Annotated in this window: 17 protein-coding genes; 8 read left to right on the top strand and 9 right to left on the bottom strand. The window is 46.6% G+C overall.

Annotation, left to right across the window (positions count from 1 at the left end; all coding sequences use genetic code 11):
* The first annotated feature begins 1 nt into the window (after position 1).
* The 4 genes from nqrE (at position 2) to ACO6UX_RS14635 (ending at position 4222) form a co-directional block, all read left to right on the top strand.
* Positions 2-598, top strand: a complete 597-nt coding sequence (gene nqrE / locus ACO6UX_RS14650) for an NADH:ubiquinone reductase (Na(+)-transporting) subunit E (protein ID WP_422448770.1) — start codon at positions 2-4, stop codon at positions 596-598.
* 16 nt (positions 599-614) lie between these two features.
* The gene (nqrF, locus tag ACO6UX_RS14645; protein ID WP_422448768.1) at positions 615-1841 is read left to right on the top strand and encodes an NADH:ubiquinone reductase (Na(+)-transporting) subunit F; all 1227 of its coding nucleotides are present in this window, start codon (positions 615-617) and stop codon (positions 1839-1841) included.
* Positions 1842-2054: 213 nt separating this feature from the next.
* Positions 2055-3311 (top strand): ankyrin repeat domain-containing protein, encoded by a 1257-nt coding sequence (locus tag ACO6UX_RS14640; RefSeq protein ID WP_422448766.1) that lies wholly within the window; start codon positions 2055-2057, stop codon positions 3309-3311.
* A gap of 146 nt (positions 3312-3457) precedes the next feature.
* Complete coding sequence (locus tag ACO6UX_RS14635) at positions 3458-4222, top strand: SDR family oxidoreductase (protein WP_101749059.1); 765 nt, start codon at positions 3458-3460, stop codon at positions 4220-4222.
* Positions 4223-4229: 7 nt separating this feature from the next.
* On the opposite strand, the gene ACO6UX_RS14630 is transcribed toward ACO6UX_RS14635, so the two are convergent.
* Together ACO6UX_RS14630 and ACO6UX_RS14625 are read right to left on the bottom strand one after the other, a co-directional pair.
* Positions 4230-5039: a hypothetical protein gene (locus ACO6UX_RS14630; protein ID WP_422448764.1), complete on the bottom strand. Its 810-nt coding sequence runs from the start codon at positions 5037-5039 to the stop codon at positions 4230-4232.
* A 368-nt stretch (positions 5040-5407) separates the two neighbouring features.
* A complete protein-coding gene (locus tag ACO6UX_RS14625; protein WP_422448762.1) occupies positions 5408-6022 on the bottom strand; it encodes a LysM peptidoglycan-binding domain-containing protein in 615 nt (204 codons plus the stop codon).
* A 439-nt stretch (positions 6023-6461) separates the two neighbouring features.
* On the opposite strand from ACO6UX_RS14625, the gene ACO6UX_RS14620 reads away from it, so the two are divergent.
* Positions 6462-7439, top strand: coding sequence for an NAD(P)/FAD-dependent oxidoreductase (locus ACO6UX_RS14620; protein WP_422448760.1), 978 nt, complete (start codon positions 6462-6464; stop codon positions 7437-7439).
* Positions 7440-7568: 129 nt separating this feature from the next.
* Here the strand turns inward: ACO6UX_RS14620 and ACO6UX_RS14615 are convergent, their stop codons facing one another.
* The 3 genes from ACO6UX_RS14615 to ACO6UX_RS14605 all read right to left on the bottom strand — a co-directional run bounded on the left by ACO6UX_RS14615 (position 7569) and on the right by ACO6UX_RS14605 (position 9512).
* Complete coding sequence (locus tag ACO6UX_RS14615) at positions 7569-8585, bottom strand: sensor histidine kinase (protein WP_422448758.1); 1017 nt, start codon at positions 8583-8585, stop codon at positions 7569-7571.
* Complete coding sequence (locus ACO6UX_RS14610) at positions 8582-8857, bottom strand: response regulator transcription factor (protein ID WP_422448756.1); 276 nt, start codon at positions 8855-8857, stop codon at positions 8582-8584. The genes ACO6UX_RS14615 and ACO6UX_RS14610 overlap by 4 nt, the downstream gene beginning before the upstream one ends.
* Before the next feature lie 112 nt (positions 8858-8969).
* Positions 8970-9512, bottom strand: coding sequence for a PepSY domain-containing protein (locus ACO6UX_RS14605; RefSeq protein WP_422448754.1), 543 nt, complete (start codon positions 9510-9512; stop codon positions 8970-8972).
* A 217-nt stretch (positions 9513-9729) separates the two neighbouring features.
* Here ACO6UX_RS14605 and ppiC point away from each other — a divergent pair, with 217 nt between their 5' ends.
* Both ppiC and ACO6UX_RS14595 read left to right on the top strand, forming a co-directional pair.
* Positions 9730-10008, top strand: a complete 279-nt coding sequence (gene ppiC / locus ACO6UX_RS14600; protein ID WP_422448752.1) for a peptidylprolyl isomerase PpiC — start codon at positions 9730-9732, stop codon at positions 10006-10008.
* 45 nt (positions 10009-10053) lie between these two features.
* On the top strand, positions 10054-10278 hold the full coding sequence (locus ACO6UX_RS14595) for a hypothetical protein (RefSeq protein WP_422448750.1): 225 nt from the start codon (positions 10054-10056) through the stop codon (positions 10276-10278).
* Between the two features lie 167 nt (positions 10279-10445).
* Here the strand turns inward: ACO6UX_RS14595 and ACO6UX_RS14590 are convergent, their stop codons facing one another.
* From ACO6UX_RS14590 to ACO6UX_RS14580, 3 genes are all read right to left on the bottom strand, one after another.
* Complete coding sequence (locus tag ACO6UX_RS14590) at positions 10446-11918, bottom strand: hypothetical protein (protein ID WP_422448748.1); 1473 nt, start codon at positions 11916-11918, stop codon at positions 10446-10448.
* A gap of 172 nt (positions 11919-12090) precedes the next feature.
* Entirely contained in the window at positions 12091-12774 is a 684-nt protein-coding gene (locus tag ACO6UX_RS14585; RefSeq protein ID WP_422448746.1) for a hypothetical protein, read from the bottom strand.
* Positions 12762-13232 (bottom strand): hypothetical protein, encoded by a 471-nt coding sequence (locus tag ACO6UX_RS14580; protein WP_422448744.1) that lies wholly within the window; start codon positions 13230-13232, stop codon positions 12762-12764. The genes ACO6UX_RS14585 and ACO6UX_RS14580 overlap by 13 nt, the downstream gene beginning before the upstream one ends.
* 236 nt (positions 13233-13468) lie before the next feature.
* Here ACO6UX_RS14580 and ACO6UX_RS14575 point away from each other — a divergent pair, with 236 nt between their 5' ends.
* Positions 13469-13609, top strand: coding sequence for a hypothetical protein (locus ACO6UX_RS14575; protein ID WP_422448742.1), 141 nt, complete (start codon positions 13469-13471; stop codon positions 13607-13609).
* Positions 13610-13848: 239 nt separating this feature from the next.
* On the opposite strand, the gene ACO6UX_RS14570 is transcribed toward ACO6UX_RS14575, so the two are convergent.
* Complete coding sequence (locus ACO6UX_RS14570; protein ID WP_422448740.1) at positions 13849-15000, bottom strand: hypothetical protein; 1152 nt, start codon at positions 14998-15000, stop codon at positions 13849-13851.
* Positions 15001-15074: the final 74 nt, after the last annotated feature.

Here is a 15074-nt window from a genome sequence, read left to right as displayed (position 1 = left end):
CATGGAACATTTTATTTCGCTATTTGTGAAAGCAGTGTTCGTGGAAAACATGGCGCTGGCTTTCTTTCTGGGGATGTGTACCTTCCTGGCCGTATCCAAGCAGGTGAAAACTGCCCTGGGCCTGGGGGTTGCGGTGGTTGCCGTACTGACCATCACCGTGCCCATTAACAATGTCATTTACCAGAACATCCTGAAAGACGGGGCGCTGGTTGCCGGTGTTGACCTGAGCTTCCTGGGCCTGATCACCTACATCGGTGTTATCGCTGCCCTGGTACAGATCCTGGAAATGTTTCTGGATAAATTTGTACCCGCTCTTTACAACGCGCTGGGCGTATTTCTGCCACTGATTACCGTAAACTGCGCTATCATGGGTGCGTCACTGTTCATGGTTCAGCGTGACTATAACCTCGGTGAATCTGCGGTTTATGGTTTCGGTGCTGGTGTGGGCTGGGCTCTGGCCATTGTTGCCCTGGCGGGCATCCGTGAAAAGCTCAAGTACAGTGATGTACCTGCAGGACTGAGAGGTCTGGGCATTACCTTCATTACCGTAGGTTTGATGTCCCTGGGCTTCCTTTCTTTCTCTGGCGTACAGCTGTAAGGGGGATTGGGACGATATGGATTTAAATATTATCTATGGCGTTGCCATGTTTACCATTATCGTACTGGCGCTGGTGTTGGTTATCCTCGCCGCCCGTTCGAAACTGGTGAGTATGGGTGACGTGACCATCGGGATTAATGAAGATCCCGGCAAAGCCGTAACCACGGCTGCCGGTGGCAAGCTGCTCAACACCCTGTCCGGTGCCGGGGTATTCCTGCCCTCCGCCTGTGGTGGCGGTGGTACCTGCGCGCAGTGTAAGTGTAAGGTGCTGTCCGGTGGTGGTGAAATGCTGCCAACCGAGCGCTCCCACTTCACCAAGCGTGAAGAGAAGGAAGGCTGGCGTCTTTCCTGCCAGGTGGCGGTTAAGCAGGACATGGAAATTGAAGTTGAAGAAGAACTCTTCGGCGTCAAGAAGTGGGAATGTGAAGTTGTTTCCAATGACAACGTAGCGACCTTCATCAAGGAACTGGTACTGAAACTGCCAGAAGGGGAAGACGTTAAATTCCGTGCCGGTGGTTACGTCCAGCTGGAATGTCCTCCCCATACCGTCGAGTACAAAAACTTCGATATCGGCGAAGAGTACCGTGGTGACTGGGATAAGTTTAACCAGTGGCAGTACGTTTCCAAGGTGGATGAAGAGACTATCCGTGCCTACTCCATGGCCAACTATCCGGAAGAGAAAGGCCTGCTGAAGTTCAATATCCGTATTGCTTCACCACCTCCGGGTACTGATTTTGCGCCTGGCAAGATGTCTTCGTTCGTCTTCAACCTGAAGCCCGGCGACAAGATGACCGTGTACGGACCTTTTGGTGAGTTCTTCGCCAAAGAGACCGACAACGAAATGGTCTTTGTTGGTGGTGGTGCGGGTATGGCACCCATGCGTTCGCACATCTTTGACCAGCTGAAGCGTCTGTCTTCCACCCGTAAGATCTCTTTCTGGTACGGTGCCCGCTCCCTGCGTGAAGCCTTCTACGTGGATGAGTTCGACAAACTGGCTGAAGAGAATGAGAACTTCAGCTGGCACCTGGCACTGTCCGATCCGCTGCCAGAAGATAACTGGACCGGCTACACCGGCTTTATCCATCAGGTTCTGTTTGATAACTACCTGAAGGATCATCCGGCTCCGGAAGACTGCGAGTTCTACATGTGTGGACCACCCATGATGAACGCAGCCGTTATCAAGATGCTGGAAGATCAGGGTGTAGAGCCTGAGAACATCCTTCTGGATGATTTTGGTGGCTAAACTCTGGCTTTAATGAAGTAAAGGCCGGTGCTCTTTGAGTCCGGCTTTTTTTATAGGCAATATTTATAGCAATACCCCTCACTCATGCTTCTGCGGTAGAACCCATGTTGATGGTGTCTCTGTAAAGGCACTCGTCATGATGGAATTTTCTCTTTTGTTTGTTGTCCAAGAGGACCCCATACCAAACCGCGAATCGCGAACAGAGGTGTGAAAATGGAGAGTGTCAGGGCTAACATCAACAACCCTTCGTTTGATATCCGTCAGAACGAAGATGTTTCCACCGCAGGGCAGTTTGCCTCCTGGTCGCGGGTCGAAATGTCTGGTCAGGATGGATGGCAGCTTCATCTTGACCATACCGCGGATCAGGAGCCCTCCAAACTGAATCAACGGGGCTGTGTCGAATGTCATCAGCAACCCCGGTCGTCGCTTCCCCGCCAATCCGGGCCATCGTCTGGTATCCTGGCACTGCAAAGCGCCCTTCGCACCGGAGATATGCAAGCCCTCGAACAGAGTCTGGCAATAAACAGTGATTGTGGTGTCAACATACATGAATATGGCCACTTGCTTTTTATTGCTTTGGAGGCAGAAAATTATGCAGGCTTTAAACGATTGTGCGAGGCGGGTGTCAATGTCAACGTTACTAATGAGATGGGCCAAACACCCCTGCATATAACCGCCTTCGTGGGCGAAGCGGATTGCCTGCAACTACTGATTGATTTTGGCGCAAAGGTCAATGCTGCTAATGAGCGCGGCTACACTCCCTTGCACCGGGCCTGCATAAACGATAACGTCGGCTGCGCCCAACGACTGATTAACTGCCAGGCGGATGTCAATGCCGCCGGTAATTACCCTCGCACGCCCATGCACCTGGCTGCATATACCGATAGCAGCAACTGCCTGCAACTACTAATCGAGTTCGGGGCAACGGTTAATGCCATTAATATCCTCGGCGAAACCCCCCTGCACTGCGCCGCCAGAAAAGGAAGCGTCAAAAGCCTGAGGGTACTGCTCAATACGGAAGGGGTGAATGTCAATGCCACCGCTGAGTTACACTATACGCCTTTGCACTGTGCAGCCGAGGAGAACAAAACCGATATCGTAAAAGCACTGCTCACTCACAGTAAAGTGAATGTCAATGCAACCGATTTTTGCGGCGAAACACCGTTGCACATCGCCGCCGAAGGGGATAAAACCCATAGTGTGCAAGCGTTACTAAAAAACAGCAAAGTGCTTGTCAATGCCAAAAATGATTTTGGCAAAACTCCCCTGAGTTTGGCTGCCCAAATGGGTCAGGCTGGTAGCTTGAAGTTTCTGCTCACTAGCCCGGAGGTGAATATCAATGTCATCGATTCAATAGGTTTTACTCCCCTGGACTGGGCCATCAGTGAAGGTCGAGACCGATGTGTAGAACTCCTGCTTGCCAGAGGGGCAAAAAAGTCGGAGGATCTGTGGCGATGCCGTATTTTGTGAGGGCTTGAGATTTAAAAAGCAGGAGGGGGCTCAAAGTGATTTTTTATGACCCCAATGATACAGGAAGGCATAGCACTTTTTCATTTTATGTGATGCTTTGATAACTGATAAACTGCAACTGAAGAAATGAAATGGAGTTATGCAGAATGAGTTTGCCCACCGTTTTGATCACAGGAGCAACCTCCGGTTTTGGTCTGGCAAGTGCCCGGTTATTTGCTCAACATGGCCACTCCCTGATAATCACTGGTCGCCGTTCAGAACGCCTGCTGGCACTGGCGGAAGAGCTGACGCCTGAAGTACCGGTTCACAGTGTCACTTTGGACGTTCGCGATGCCCGGGCAGTATCAGAAATGGTGGATTCACTGCCTGATGAATTTCGCAATATTGAGGTTCTGGTCAATAATGCCGGTCTTGCGCTGGGTGCCGGTCCTGCGTGGGAAGCCAGCCTGGAAGACTGGCATACCATGATTGATACCAACGTGACCGGTTTGGTGAATGTCACCCATAAGTTGTTGCCCATTCTCCGTGAACAACCCAAAGCTGCCATTATTAACCTGGCTTCTGTGGCTGCTAACTGGGCGTATCCTGGCAGCCATGTCTATGGAGGCAGTAAAGCATTTGTTGCCCAGTTCTCCCGTAATCTTCGCTGCGACCTGGCTGGCAGCGGCGTACGTGTGACCAGTCTTGAGCCAGGCATGTGTGAAACCGAGTTTTCGCTGGTTCGTTTTAAAGGGGATCAGGCGAAAAGTGACAGTATTTATCAAGGAGTTAACCCACTTCGTCCGGAAGACATTGCAGATATCATTTTCTGGATTGCTCAACAGCCAGCGCATATCAATATCAACACTCTGGAAGTGATGCCAACTTCTCAAGCGTGGGATAACTTCAAGGTGGTCCGAAAAGTGGACTGATGGGAAGTTATCCCGGGGATTGGCTGGTTGTGTTACCCTTGATGTTCTGGGCAAACAGGGTTCCTGCCATACTCTCTATTATTTTTTTGCGTTTCATACGGTACTTCTTGTTGATGATCTTTTGGCGTTCACGGTAAGCGGGATCTTTGAGAAGCTCCCGTGCACGATCTCTTTGACGCTTCTTTACGCGCTCTGCGTATTCGGGATCATTATGGTAGCGCTCCTTCTGGCGCTTCCTTTGGCGCTCTGCATACTCGGGATCAGTCTGGTAGCGATACGTTGAGTACGGACACTTGCGCTTTGCATAAGTGGGCTCTTGGCGGGGTACCCTTTGGTCCTCAATGATTGAAGAGCTACCATCCGTCATTTCTTCTGTCTGAGTTGACTGGTTATTACTTGTTGCCTGGTTCAGGTTTAGCGAGTGAACTACAGCAACGGGTCCTGAATCTTGTGGATTAAAGAATACGACAGGAGGACGAGTTAACCAGTAACCTGGATTGTAGTGGTGCGCTGGTGTTGGTTCCCTGATCCCAGGCTCACTTTTTACCGGGAATAACGGCTGAGTAAAGTGGATGTTTGGTATTGGTGGCAGGGCACCATTAACGGGTTGATTACGATAATCCCGGGGTGCATATTTCTCAAGAGCTGGTGGTGGTATCTCAGACATATCAATTCTGGAATAGCCTGCTGGATTGGCTGATGCCACAGGTGCAATCTCATATTCCTTTAATAACCCGGAAAAGCCAGCGCCATAATGATGTATGGCTGATTGATTGAGGTAAACAGGAAAAGGGTCATCCATCCTCTGAACAGACATACCATGGTACGCCGGTTGTTGTCTGCCACCGTAAAATTGAAAATTCTGCTCTAAATCTGATGATCCGGGATAAAGATCAAAAAAAGCAGGGTTGAATAAAGATGAAGTATATTGGAAATTCATTGAATTATTGAATTATTGAATTGCTGAATTACTTCTTAAGACCTCTCTCTCTTATAAAAGTTCTTATCAAACACAGTTTATTTAGTATTTGTGTTAATCAGGAATGAAAATTGGCTATAACTATAAGCAGTTGTGATATAAAAACCTGAAAATTCAGCCTCTCACGAATGTGGAGGCGGGTGGTAGTGGCAGAGAGGTCATTGATGGTGATGTGACCTCTTTCAGAGCATGGAGACGAGGCCTGTTTAGTCGTTGACAACCGGCAAGTATATTGTGAATCCGGCAAAGATTTTATCCGGATCTTTTATCAAACGCGTGTTGTTCTTCCAGATGGCTTTCCAGTGACGGCTTGAACCATAAGTATTTCGGGCAATGGATGCTAACGTATCTCCACGCTTTATCAGGTATGAATCCCCTTTTTTGCTTTGAACAAATTTATCCGCTGGTTCTGGAAAAGTTAATGTTGCTCCTTTTTTTATTACATTTTCAGAATCAATTTTTTCGGAATTGGCATTCTTAATGACTATCCATTGTTCATAATCACCGTATATCTCAAATGCAATTTTCATCAGAGTGTCATTTTGGTTGACGGTGTAATAGCCAAGGCTATAAGAAAGGTCGTTTATATCTGAACCTGATGTGGCAAAATTCGATAATTTATAGGATATGGGTTTTGCTTTATTTTCTGTATAGGTGCTTGAAAATGAATGGTTATCTTCTGTCTTTGTGGTCTTTTCCCGGCTGGGGTTTTCAGAAAGTGGTGATGATTCTTTGTCTCTGTTAATCGTGCCTTCTCTTTGCTTTGAATCAGAGCAGGCAGCCAGACCAAATGCCAGACCGATGATCAATAAACTTTTCATATATACACCTGGATAAAATGTTTTTGAATGAAGTGATTTTATTGTTGGTGAGGAAAATGAATAAATAAAGGTTGTTTGGTTTATTTGACTGGTCAGGTATTAACTATGACTTAACAATTACGTCAGGTATGCTTTATTGACAGTTATCTCTGTTATTGGTCTGGAGTTACTAAATCCGGTTGCCTCATTTTCAATTCATTGAGCAAGGGTAGAGCCGGGTCATCCGGTACCCTCAGCTACTCTTTCCTGATGACCATCAAACCCCCGGATCACTTTGGGAAACCTTATCAGTACATTTCACATCTATTTGTGCGGCCTCCACGTAGAGGTGGGTTGCAACTTTGCAAATTTTTCCGCAATCTGCTTGCCAGAAAGAAATGGTATTCATGGCATTCACTTTTCGTTGAGAGGGCCGGATGATAAGTAACGAGGCATACCCATGAAAGTTGCACTGATTGGAGCCGGACTTTCCGGGATAAAGGCCGCAAGTCTGTTGGCGGAATTGGGGCATGAAGTGACTGTTTTTGAGAAAAGTCGCGGATTGGGTGGGCGCTTAGCCAATCGACGGGAAGCATGGGGCAAGCTGGATATTGGTGCCCAGTACTTTACCGCCAGGGATCCGGGGTTTCAGAAACAGGTAGAGCTCTGGCTGCAAGCATCTGCTGTAAAGGTCTGGGATTTTTCACCCTACTGTGTTGCACAGGGAACATTAACACCGTCACCGGATGAAACGGTGCGCTACATTGGTTCCCCGTTAATGAACCAGCTGGTTTATTGTTTGAGCAGCAACATTGCCGTTAACTTCCAGTGTCACATCTCGAAGGTGGAAAAGAGCCGGGAAGGGTGGCAGCTGTTGTCTGCCGATGGTGCGCTTTTTTCCGGCTTCGACTGGTTGATTGTCAGTAGTCCTGCCGAGCAAAGCCGTACCCTGCTTGATGGCTGTTCTGATGTGATGGCTCATGTACCTGAGGCCGTCCATCAACCCTGCTGGGCAGCAGGCCTTGCTACCCGGGGGAAAATTCCAGCAGATGTGCAGGGGATCTTTGGGGATGAAACGGTCCGCTGGGCTTCGCGGTTATCCAGCCGACCCGGTTTCAGGAAAGCGCCGGATGTTGACGATGTCTGGATGTTGCATTTCTCGCCAGAGTGGTCTGAACAACAGGGTAAAGAAACGGCAGTGGACATTGGTCAGACAGGTTTGAACTGGCTGCAGACAATAATGGCTACCGGGCTTGAGAAAACCGCGGAATATCGACATTACTGGCGCTATGCCAATATTAAGCCAGTAACCTTTGATCAACCTTATCTTCTGGATGAACGTCAGCGGCTTGCGGTCATTGGTGCCTGGTGTGCGGGTGGCAGGGTTGAGGGGGCCTGGTTATCAGCGCAGAAGTGTATACAGGCCCTGTCGGGTTAATGATGAACCGATCTCACCAGGATCGTTGGTCGCCCCCGGTAATGCCGGGGCTTGTAACCATTCAGGAAAACATTGCCCTGATCCGGTGAAAGGGGGATAACATTAACTGTTATCCAACCGACAGCTTTCTTACACAGCCTGCAAAGCAGCAGTTGATTCATCAACCGGTATGGACACCTTAACTCCCAGTCCGGGCATACAGTCACTCAGGGCAATTGAGCCATGATGCAGACCAGCTACGGCTTTAGCCAGTGAAAGTCCCAGCCCCAAGCCGCCATCGGTGCGGCTTTTATCAACACGATACAAGCGTTCAAATACCCGTTCTTTCTCTTCATCAACAATGCCCGGGCCATTATCTGCGACTTTCAGCCATGCAATGCCATCTTCTTTATCAAGACCACAGCCCAGAGTAATCCTGCTGCCTGCCGGGCAATATCGCAGGGCGTTTTCAATCAGGCTGGCAAATTGCTGAATTAATAGTTCTCGGTCTCCCTGGATGATAACCGGGGCATCTTTTTTAACAACATACATTGTCATTCGTGCATCTTCTGCGACGTCCTGATAAATCTCTGTCACGGTATCTACGATCTGAGCCAGATCTATCCGGGTAAAACGGCTTCTGCGTGCGCCAGACTCGATCTGAGTGATTCGCAGCAATGCATCAAAAATGGAGGTCAGTCGTTGTGAGTCCTCAAGGGCATGATCAAGTTGCCTGAAAAAATCTTTATCCCTGCTGGTGTGCAACTGGCCTGCTTCATCCCTCAGTGTCAGCAGGTTATGACATAACCGGGTAATAGGGGTTTTCAGTTCATGGGCGATATTTGCTGAAATATCCCGCATGGCAGTAACGGAACCTTCCAGTCGGGACAGCATTTCATCAATATCATTGAAGTCCCGGTGTTGCTCTCTCACCAGTTCTCTGGACTCCTGGACAATTTCACGGTTTTGCTTGCCCAGTTCGTAATCCACATACAGAAAAGTAACAGAAGCCATCAGTACCAGACTGATGATTGAGACCACTCCAAACATTAAACCCTGTTGAATAGCCGAACTTTTGAGCCATGCTGGCAGATGGTCAGGCAGGCGTTTCCCAATTGACGATAAACGCAGACAGACTCCCTGGATATCAGGCAACCGGATGTTCATGGATTCACACCTGTCGTCGTTTTGTGTTCCAGCGCTTTGTGTTCCAGTTTGTAGCCTGCACCCCGAACGGTTTGAATCAGCCTGTCACCAAAGGGTTTTTCCAGCTTGTTTCGCAAACGGCTGATGTGAGTTTCTACAACTTGCTCTGTCATGCAGAGTGTCAGGGCGTGCTTGCCATTATCCACCAGCTCAACCTGATGGCCGGCCTCACGAAGCCCTTTTTCAATAAAACTGCTGAGGCTTACATCATCCTCTACCAGTAATACCCGCATGATCGTGCTCTCATTAATATCGCTGGGGCTCAGGCCGCAGCGATTGGGTTGTTGTTGTGCTCTTCATTGGCTGGGCCGGAGACATCATTGTCCCGGTTTTTATGGTCTTGTATCAAGATTTGCTGACAGGCCTGATGGCATCAATTCTGGTTTCAATGTTCTGACCGCGAGAGTTCAACAATTCAATTTCATAAGACACTTTATTGTGGTCGTCTTCCATCTCAACGTGCCATGCCTTGCCCCCAAATTCAGACTCTGACTGTTTGACTGCCTCTTTCAGGGAAAGGTATCTGCCATTGCTGATGCCTGATGCACACAGGGCATTTTCCACCTGGTCATTATCGTGGCCGGTACGCTGTTTGCTCAGAATAACTTCACCGGTTTGCGCATGAATAATGGTTTCAATCTCTTCACCATTTTTGTTTGCCAGTTTAATCTCATACACTGCCTGCCCCATCTCTACTTCACGCTCTGCTTCAAGTGGCTCTGCGCCAGTGTGTTTTCTGGCAATCTCTACAGCCTTAAGCAGAGACAGCGCATCGTCGCTGAGGGATGTTGGTGCATCACCTGCTTTAGCTGACCCTGTAGCCAGCATGGTGCTCATACCGATGATGGCAGACAGTGCAGCAGATGTAACAAGATTTGACTTTTTCACAGTGGATTCCTCATAACAGGGGTTAACGAGACAGGGAAATATATCTGTCGATGTGGTCACTTTACCCGGGAAGATTTTCAGAAAGGTTTCCGGAACTATACATTTTTGTAAGGTTCAGGATTTGACGAAGGCCTGACGTGGTGCGGACGGATATTCAAAACGCAGTGGTGAACGATATAATACCAATCAATAGTTTCTTTTATAAGCAGGCTTCAACATGGCGTACACTGCAGCTGGATTGCACATTCTGGTCAAGCATAAAGAACTTGCCGAAGATATTATCAAACAGCTTAAAAAAGGTGCCAAATTCGATGTTCTGGCCAAGAGGCATTCCACCTGCCCATCGGGTAAAAAAGGCGGGCACCTGGGAGAGTTCAGGAAAGGGCAGATGGTGCCAGCCTTTGATAAGGTGTGTTTTACCGGGGAGTTACTGACACCCCATCTGGTGAAAACCAAATTCGGCTGGCATGTGGTCAAGGTACTTTACCGAACCTGAGTAAAGTTCAAACGCCAAAGACAGCTTTAGGTATGGTAATTCGTTTTGTTTTCTGTCATTCCTTTAGCGCCGGAAGCAATTTGCCGACAGGATGGTTCCACAAAAAATGATTGTGAAAAAGCAGCAATAAGACGTTTTCTGGCGCAGAAAAAACATGACCATCCACGCCTCCTGGTGCAGCTAAGCGTTGATATCCATACCGTTCGTGTTGAGCTTGTCGAAGTACGGTGGCACCATCCTTCGACAAGCCTCAGGATGAACGGGGTGTAAGGGTATTAACGCTTTTCTGCACCAGGAGGCTGACCGAGAATAGCGCCCGTAGCGAAGATGGCAGAAAATTGAGGATAAAAATTTCGTTTTGTGAGGTGAATAGTGGTGCTATTTGCCGAACAAAACGGAATTTTTAGACCAATTTGCTGCCACCGCAGTAGGGCAGTCTATTCTCGGTCAGCCTCCTGGGGGCCAGTACAATATTGGTGATAAAACCCTGAAAAATGCTCGTTTAACTGCTCCAGGTTTTTAAATGGATAATCTTTTCGTCCGGACAATGAAGATAAACGATCTGATTTTATAGACTGGATAAACTCTATAATCCGGATTGCAGCATCAACATGGCTGGTTAAACCCTCTGACCACTCAGCTCTCATTATACGGAAGAAATAGGCCAGACAAGACAAGGTCAATATGTGCAGGCAGTCTTTCTCTTCCTGAGGCTTTCCTTCAAGTTGAGCTTTATGGCATTTGTAAGCCGGATAGAGTATGGCCCGCTTGAAATTATATATTTCATTACTTCGCAATATAGCTGAACTGGTAAAATCAACGCCGGATGTTTCCACAGGTTCCGCGAGTTTAATACCGTCGAGCAAGATTGGTTGTAATTTGCCAGAAGCGATGCTTGTTTCCAGAGTCATAATTTCTTTTACTCGTTCTGCCCTGGCCGGGTTATTAATATCTCCATCCTCCTGACGCATAAAACGGGTGAAAAATCGGCTGATTCCACAATCCTTTCCTTCTTTTATGGAGGAAGCGTTCATCGAATGAAAAATCAGATATTTGATATTCTCCAGTTCTGAAAATCTAACTGCTAATAATTCAGTATCAAGACCCAAAGTATGAAGAAGGATATTCCATGATATGTTTAAACGAGCAATCTGCCTGTGCTTATCGGGTATACATGACTTTTTAATTCTTTGACTTATAAAGTTGTCAATAGTATTGAATTCAGGGTTCTTTACTAATATTCCATTGAAGATTATTGCTTCTTTGACTGCCAGCTGATAAAGGAAACGCTGTTTATTTGTTTCACTGGTCTTTATGCAGGTCAAAGCCAGTTCGTTGATTGCCGTAGTAATATCATCTGCCAATTTGCCTGTACTGGCTTTAGCCTGAGTATCTTCACTTGAACCGGGAATAAGAGACTTCCTGCTTTCGATTATTGTGATAAGCTCCTCAAATCTAATGAGTATGGACGTATTATCATCCAGCTCTGTTTCTAATTCCTGGTCTGACATTTTAATTTCCTGTTGCGGCGCGTTGCCGGTAGTTGATATTGGACAGGTCGAATCATGGCCAGTAACCGCAAGTTGCCAGTAAATAGCTGGCTTCATTGCGTTGAGCTCTGCTTGTATTTTATGGCCAATATCCCCACGATGGTCACCGGTTGTCAGATAAAGGACGTTGGTGGCTGCTAACTTGATTTCATGGTAGTCCTTCAACTTTTTTATCAGATTGGTACTGGCTTTTTGATAGCCACTATACCGATTACTTCCTACTCGATAAGGGAACCAGTCTATTGCATTGATAAACTGGCTCATCCTGTTGAACACCGATGCTTGCCTTCCCCTGCTGATACGGGAGGGATCTCCCGGGAAAACTGGTTGCTGAGTCGTGTTGGCAGTATTCGATTTCATGCAGTTGTCCATGCTAATAACCTCTGACTAATAGCGAGAACCAAAATGGTTACCGGCCTGGGGCATAAAATAAGTTCTGATAGCTCTCAGCCAGACCAAAAAAGGAAGGCTGTAAGGTGATGCAAGAAAAAAGTATGGAAACCAGTTGATAAAAGGATTTTTATCTGAAAAATTAACTCATCTTACCTGCACCATTTGTACCGATACGATAATTCTGCCTTTTTGCCCTGGCTGCTAATTCCCCTTTTTCCCTCGCCAATTTTTCACTCAGGCCTTTTCTTAAAGCTGCTCGGTAGGCTGCTGATTTTGCATTTATTATGGCCTTCGCCACCTTGCCTTTATCCGATCTCAGGTATTTGGCTCTGGTTGCCTTTCCTTTATCTGATTTAGTGTATCTGGTTCTGGCCGCTTTGCCTTTATCAGATGCAGAGTATTTTGCCTGGCTCCTGGCACGACGTGCCTTGTCCAGTTCGGAGGCGGTCATCTTTTTAAGCACAAGAGGCAATGGATTACCGTAACCGGAAGGCTCAGTTTTTTTAAACTGAAAAGTTTTAGTTGGAACTTGTTGTTGGGTTCCCTTCGTCAACGAGCTGACGTATGATTCCTTTTCAGTGGCTGGTACGTGAGAAACTGAAAAGCTACACAGTTGACGTAAATAGCCGTGTGTATCCTGATGGTTGACTTGCCGATTCAGATATCCAGAATGGGACGGGTAAGTAGATATCTGTACAGAATGTACAAGTCCACTCAGTTGCAAACATGAAACTTCAGCGAGTAAAAGTAAAGGGTTTTCTTGCAACTCCTGTATATAGGAATATCCGGAAACAAATTTTGTACCTGAGTTTACTCTGTCCATTGAGCTATTGGATCACAAATCATGGCTATCCTGTTTTGTGCCTTGTCTCTATTGTTGGGAATGATGCCCTTGGCTCTTGGTTGCTTGCCTTTCTCGGATGCTTCGTATTTGGCCCTGGTTTGCTTGCCTTTCTTGGATGCTTCGTATCTGGCCCTGGTTTGCTTGCCTTTCTCTGATGTTTCGTATTTGGCCCTGGCTTTCTTACCTTTACCGGATGCTTCGTATTTGGCCTTGGCTTTCTTGCCTTTACCGGATGCTTCGTAATTGGCCCTGGCCCTTGCTCTGGCTGCTTTGCCCTTATCGGATGCTTCGTATTTGGCCCTGGCTCTTGCCCTGGCTTTTTTACCCTTATCGGATAAATAGTATTTGGCCCGGGTCTTCGTGCATTTATCAGATTGTTCGTATTTTGCTCTGCTGTAGGATAGATCATATTTGGCTTTGGCCTGTTTATTTGGCAACAGAAAAATATCTTCAGTGGTAGCCTGACTTGAATGTGTAGTTGGTTGAGGTTTAATTATCTCAGCCTTTTCAACCGACCTGAAAATAGTACCGGTACGAACCTGTGTATTGGAAACATGAGTGGAAATTTCTTCAGGTTGATGAAGACTGCTATTAACAATTGGTATGCTTTGATTGGTTGATTGCTTTAAACCTAAAAGAGACTGGATTGAAAAACGTTCATTACCAGGAATGTATGCAGGGGGGGGAACCGTATTTTGAAGTTTACTTCCGGGTATTAAGTCAACTGATTGATTTTTATCACGACAGCTGGCAACGATTACTGCTGGTTTTTTTTCAAACCAGGGATTATAAAAAGGCACAGCTGGATGCTTAAGATAGTCTTCAGCAGTTTCACCACCACGCATAAAAGATAGAATATTCGACACTTTTGTAACGTCACGGCAGAAGGGCCTGCCTATTGCTACTGATTCAGAAAAAGTAGAATCATGAAAGTAAGGTAAATGGCCATAGGCTGCATTTAATCGAGCTGAAGCAAAAGAAGAAGGACTGTACATCGAAATATTGAATTATTGAACACCACCCTGAGACCAATCTTTCTCATAAAAGTTCAAGTTAAAAAATGGTAATTTTGACTGTCCCGGGTATATAGTGCGAGGGGACAGGGTGAAGAGGTGTTATGCCAGTCGCGTTTTCTTTGGCACTTTCTCTGGCGCTCTGCGAAATCGGGCTCATTGTAGTAGTGCTTCTTTTGGCACTCCCTTTCATGCTCTTGCGTAAGCGGTATTTTCTCTGAAGCTCCCTTTTGCGCTCTCTTTCGCGCTGTGCGTAAGCAGGATCATTATGGTAGCGAGCTCTTTTGCGCTCCCTGTCACGCTCTCTCATGCGCTCTGCGTAGGCAGGATCATTCTGTAAGCGAGTCTTTCTGCGCAGCATGTTGCGCTCGTTTTTGCGCTTGGCAAAGACAGGATCATTCTTATAGCGCGCCCTTTCGCGTGCATTCTTGCGCACTCTTTTGCTCTCTGCGTAAGCAGGATCATTCTGTAAGCGATCCCTTCTGAACACCCTGTTGTACTCTTTTTTGCGCTCGGCATAGGCAGGATCATTATGATAGCGCGCATTCTTGCGCACTCTTTTGCTCTCTGCGTAAGCGGTATCACTTTGAAATGGCACACTATCTGTAATCATTGTAACTGGCGTTGCTGGCTTAAAATGATTATTAACAAACGCCTGATCAGTATTGTAGGCTGGTTGATGAAGGTTATTATTAACACACAATAAGCATTGTGAGGCTGTTTGAGGTAAACCCACGTCATAAATATATGTGGGATCACTACTCTGAAGTTTCCGTCTAACCGTAAAGTCAATAACCTGATCTTGCCTGGTAAGGTTATCAATGATGACTATCGATCTTTTCTCAAACCGGGGATCATCAAATGGGTTATGAAAAGGGACTGCAGGCTGCTGAAGGTGGTTTTCAGTGGTTTCATCTTTAGTAATATCAGTGCTGAAAAAGTCTGAAGGACTGACATGTGGTAGAGGTGCAATGTTATATCCATCCCAAAAGTTAGCAGAGCCAGTGTTATTGTCTTGTTTACCTGGTTGATTATGATATAGAGGCAACGGTGCAATAGATGCTTTAACAGACATACCTTGGTACGTCGACTGTTGTTCATTTGTGCCTGTCTGAAGCGGTTGATCTGATGGTCTTGCAAAAAGTCCATCAGGATCAATATCGACATCGGGTAATTGATGATAGTAATACATTGAATTATAGAATAATTGAATTATGTATTAAGACATCCTCTTTTTAGAAAGGTTCCTATGATAAATAATCTGTC

Origin of the sequence: Endozoicomonas sp. ALB091 (assembly GCF_049310265.1) — a bacterium.
Classification (GTDB): Bacteria; Pseudomonadota; Gammaproteobacteria; order Pseudomonadales; family Endozoicomonadaceae; genus Endozoicomonas.
The sequence above is the reverse complement of the archived record's forward strand: the minus strand, read 5'-3'. Positions and strand labels throughout refer to the sequence as shown.

Coding starts and splice junctions, on each gene's coding strand:
- ppiC (WP_422448752.1), top strand. CDS start 9,730: ATGGCGTACACTGCAGCTGGATTGCACATTCTGGTCAAGCATAAAGAA.
- ACO6UX_RS14635 (WP_101749059.1), top strand. CDS start 3,458: ATGAGTTTGCCCACCGTTTTGATCACAGGAGCAACCTCCGGTTTTGGT.
- ACO6UX_RS14570 (WP_422448740.1), bottom strand. CDS start 15,000: ATGTATTACTATCATCAATTACCCGATGTCGATATTGATCCTGATGGA.
- ACO6UX_RS14575 (WP_422448742.1), top strand. CDS start 13,469: ATGCAGGGGGGGGAACCGTATTTTGAAGTTTACTTCCGGGTATTAAGT.
- ACO6UX_RS14625 (WP_422448762.1), bottom strand. CDS start 6,022: ATGAAAAGTTTATTGATCATCGGTCTGGCATTTGGTCTGGCTGCCTGC.
- ACO6UX_RS14620 (WP_422448760.1), top strand. CDS start 6,462: ATGAAAGTTGCACTGATTGGAGCCGGACTTTCCGGGATAAAGGCCGCA.
- ACO6UX_RS14630 (WP_422448764.1), bottom strand. CDS start 5,039: ATGTCTGTTCAGAGGATGGATGACCCTTTTCCTGTTTACCTCAATCAA.
- ACO6UX_RS14615 (WP_422448758.1), bottom strand. CDS start 8,585: ATGAACATCCGGTTGCCTGATATCCAGGGAGTCTGTCTGCGTTTATCG.
- ACO6UX_RS14590 (WP_422448748.1), bottom strand. CDS start 11,918: ATGAAATCGAATACTGCCAACACGACTCAGCAACCAGTTTTCCCGGGA.
- nqrE (WP_422448770.1), top strand. CDS start 2: ATGGAACATTTTATTTCGCTATTTGTGAAAGCAGTGTTCGTGGAAAAC.
- ACO6UX_RS14640 (WP_422448766.1), top strand. CDS start 2,055: ATGGAGAGTGTCAGGGCTAACATCAACAACCCTTCGTTTGATATCCGT.
- ACO6UX_RS14585 (WP_422448746.1), bottom strand. CDS start 12,774: ATGGACAGAGTAAACTCAGGTACAAAATTTGTTTCCGGATATTCCTAT.
- ACO6UX_RS14610 (WP_422448756.1), bottom strand. CDS start 8,857: ATGCGGGTATTACTGGTAGAGGATGATGTAAGCCTCAGCAGTTTTATT.
- nqrF (WP_422448768.1), top strand. CDS start 615: ATGGATTTAAATATTATCTATGGCGTTGCCATGTTTACCATTATCGTA.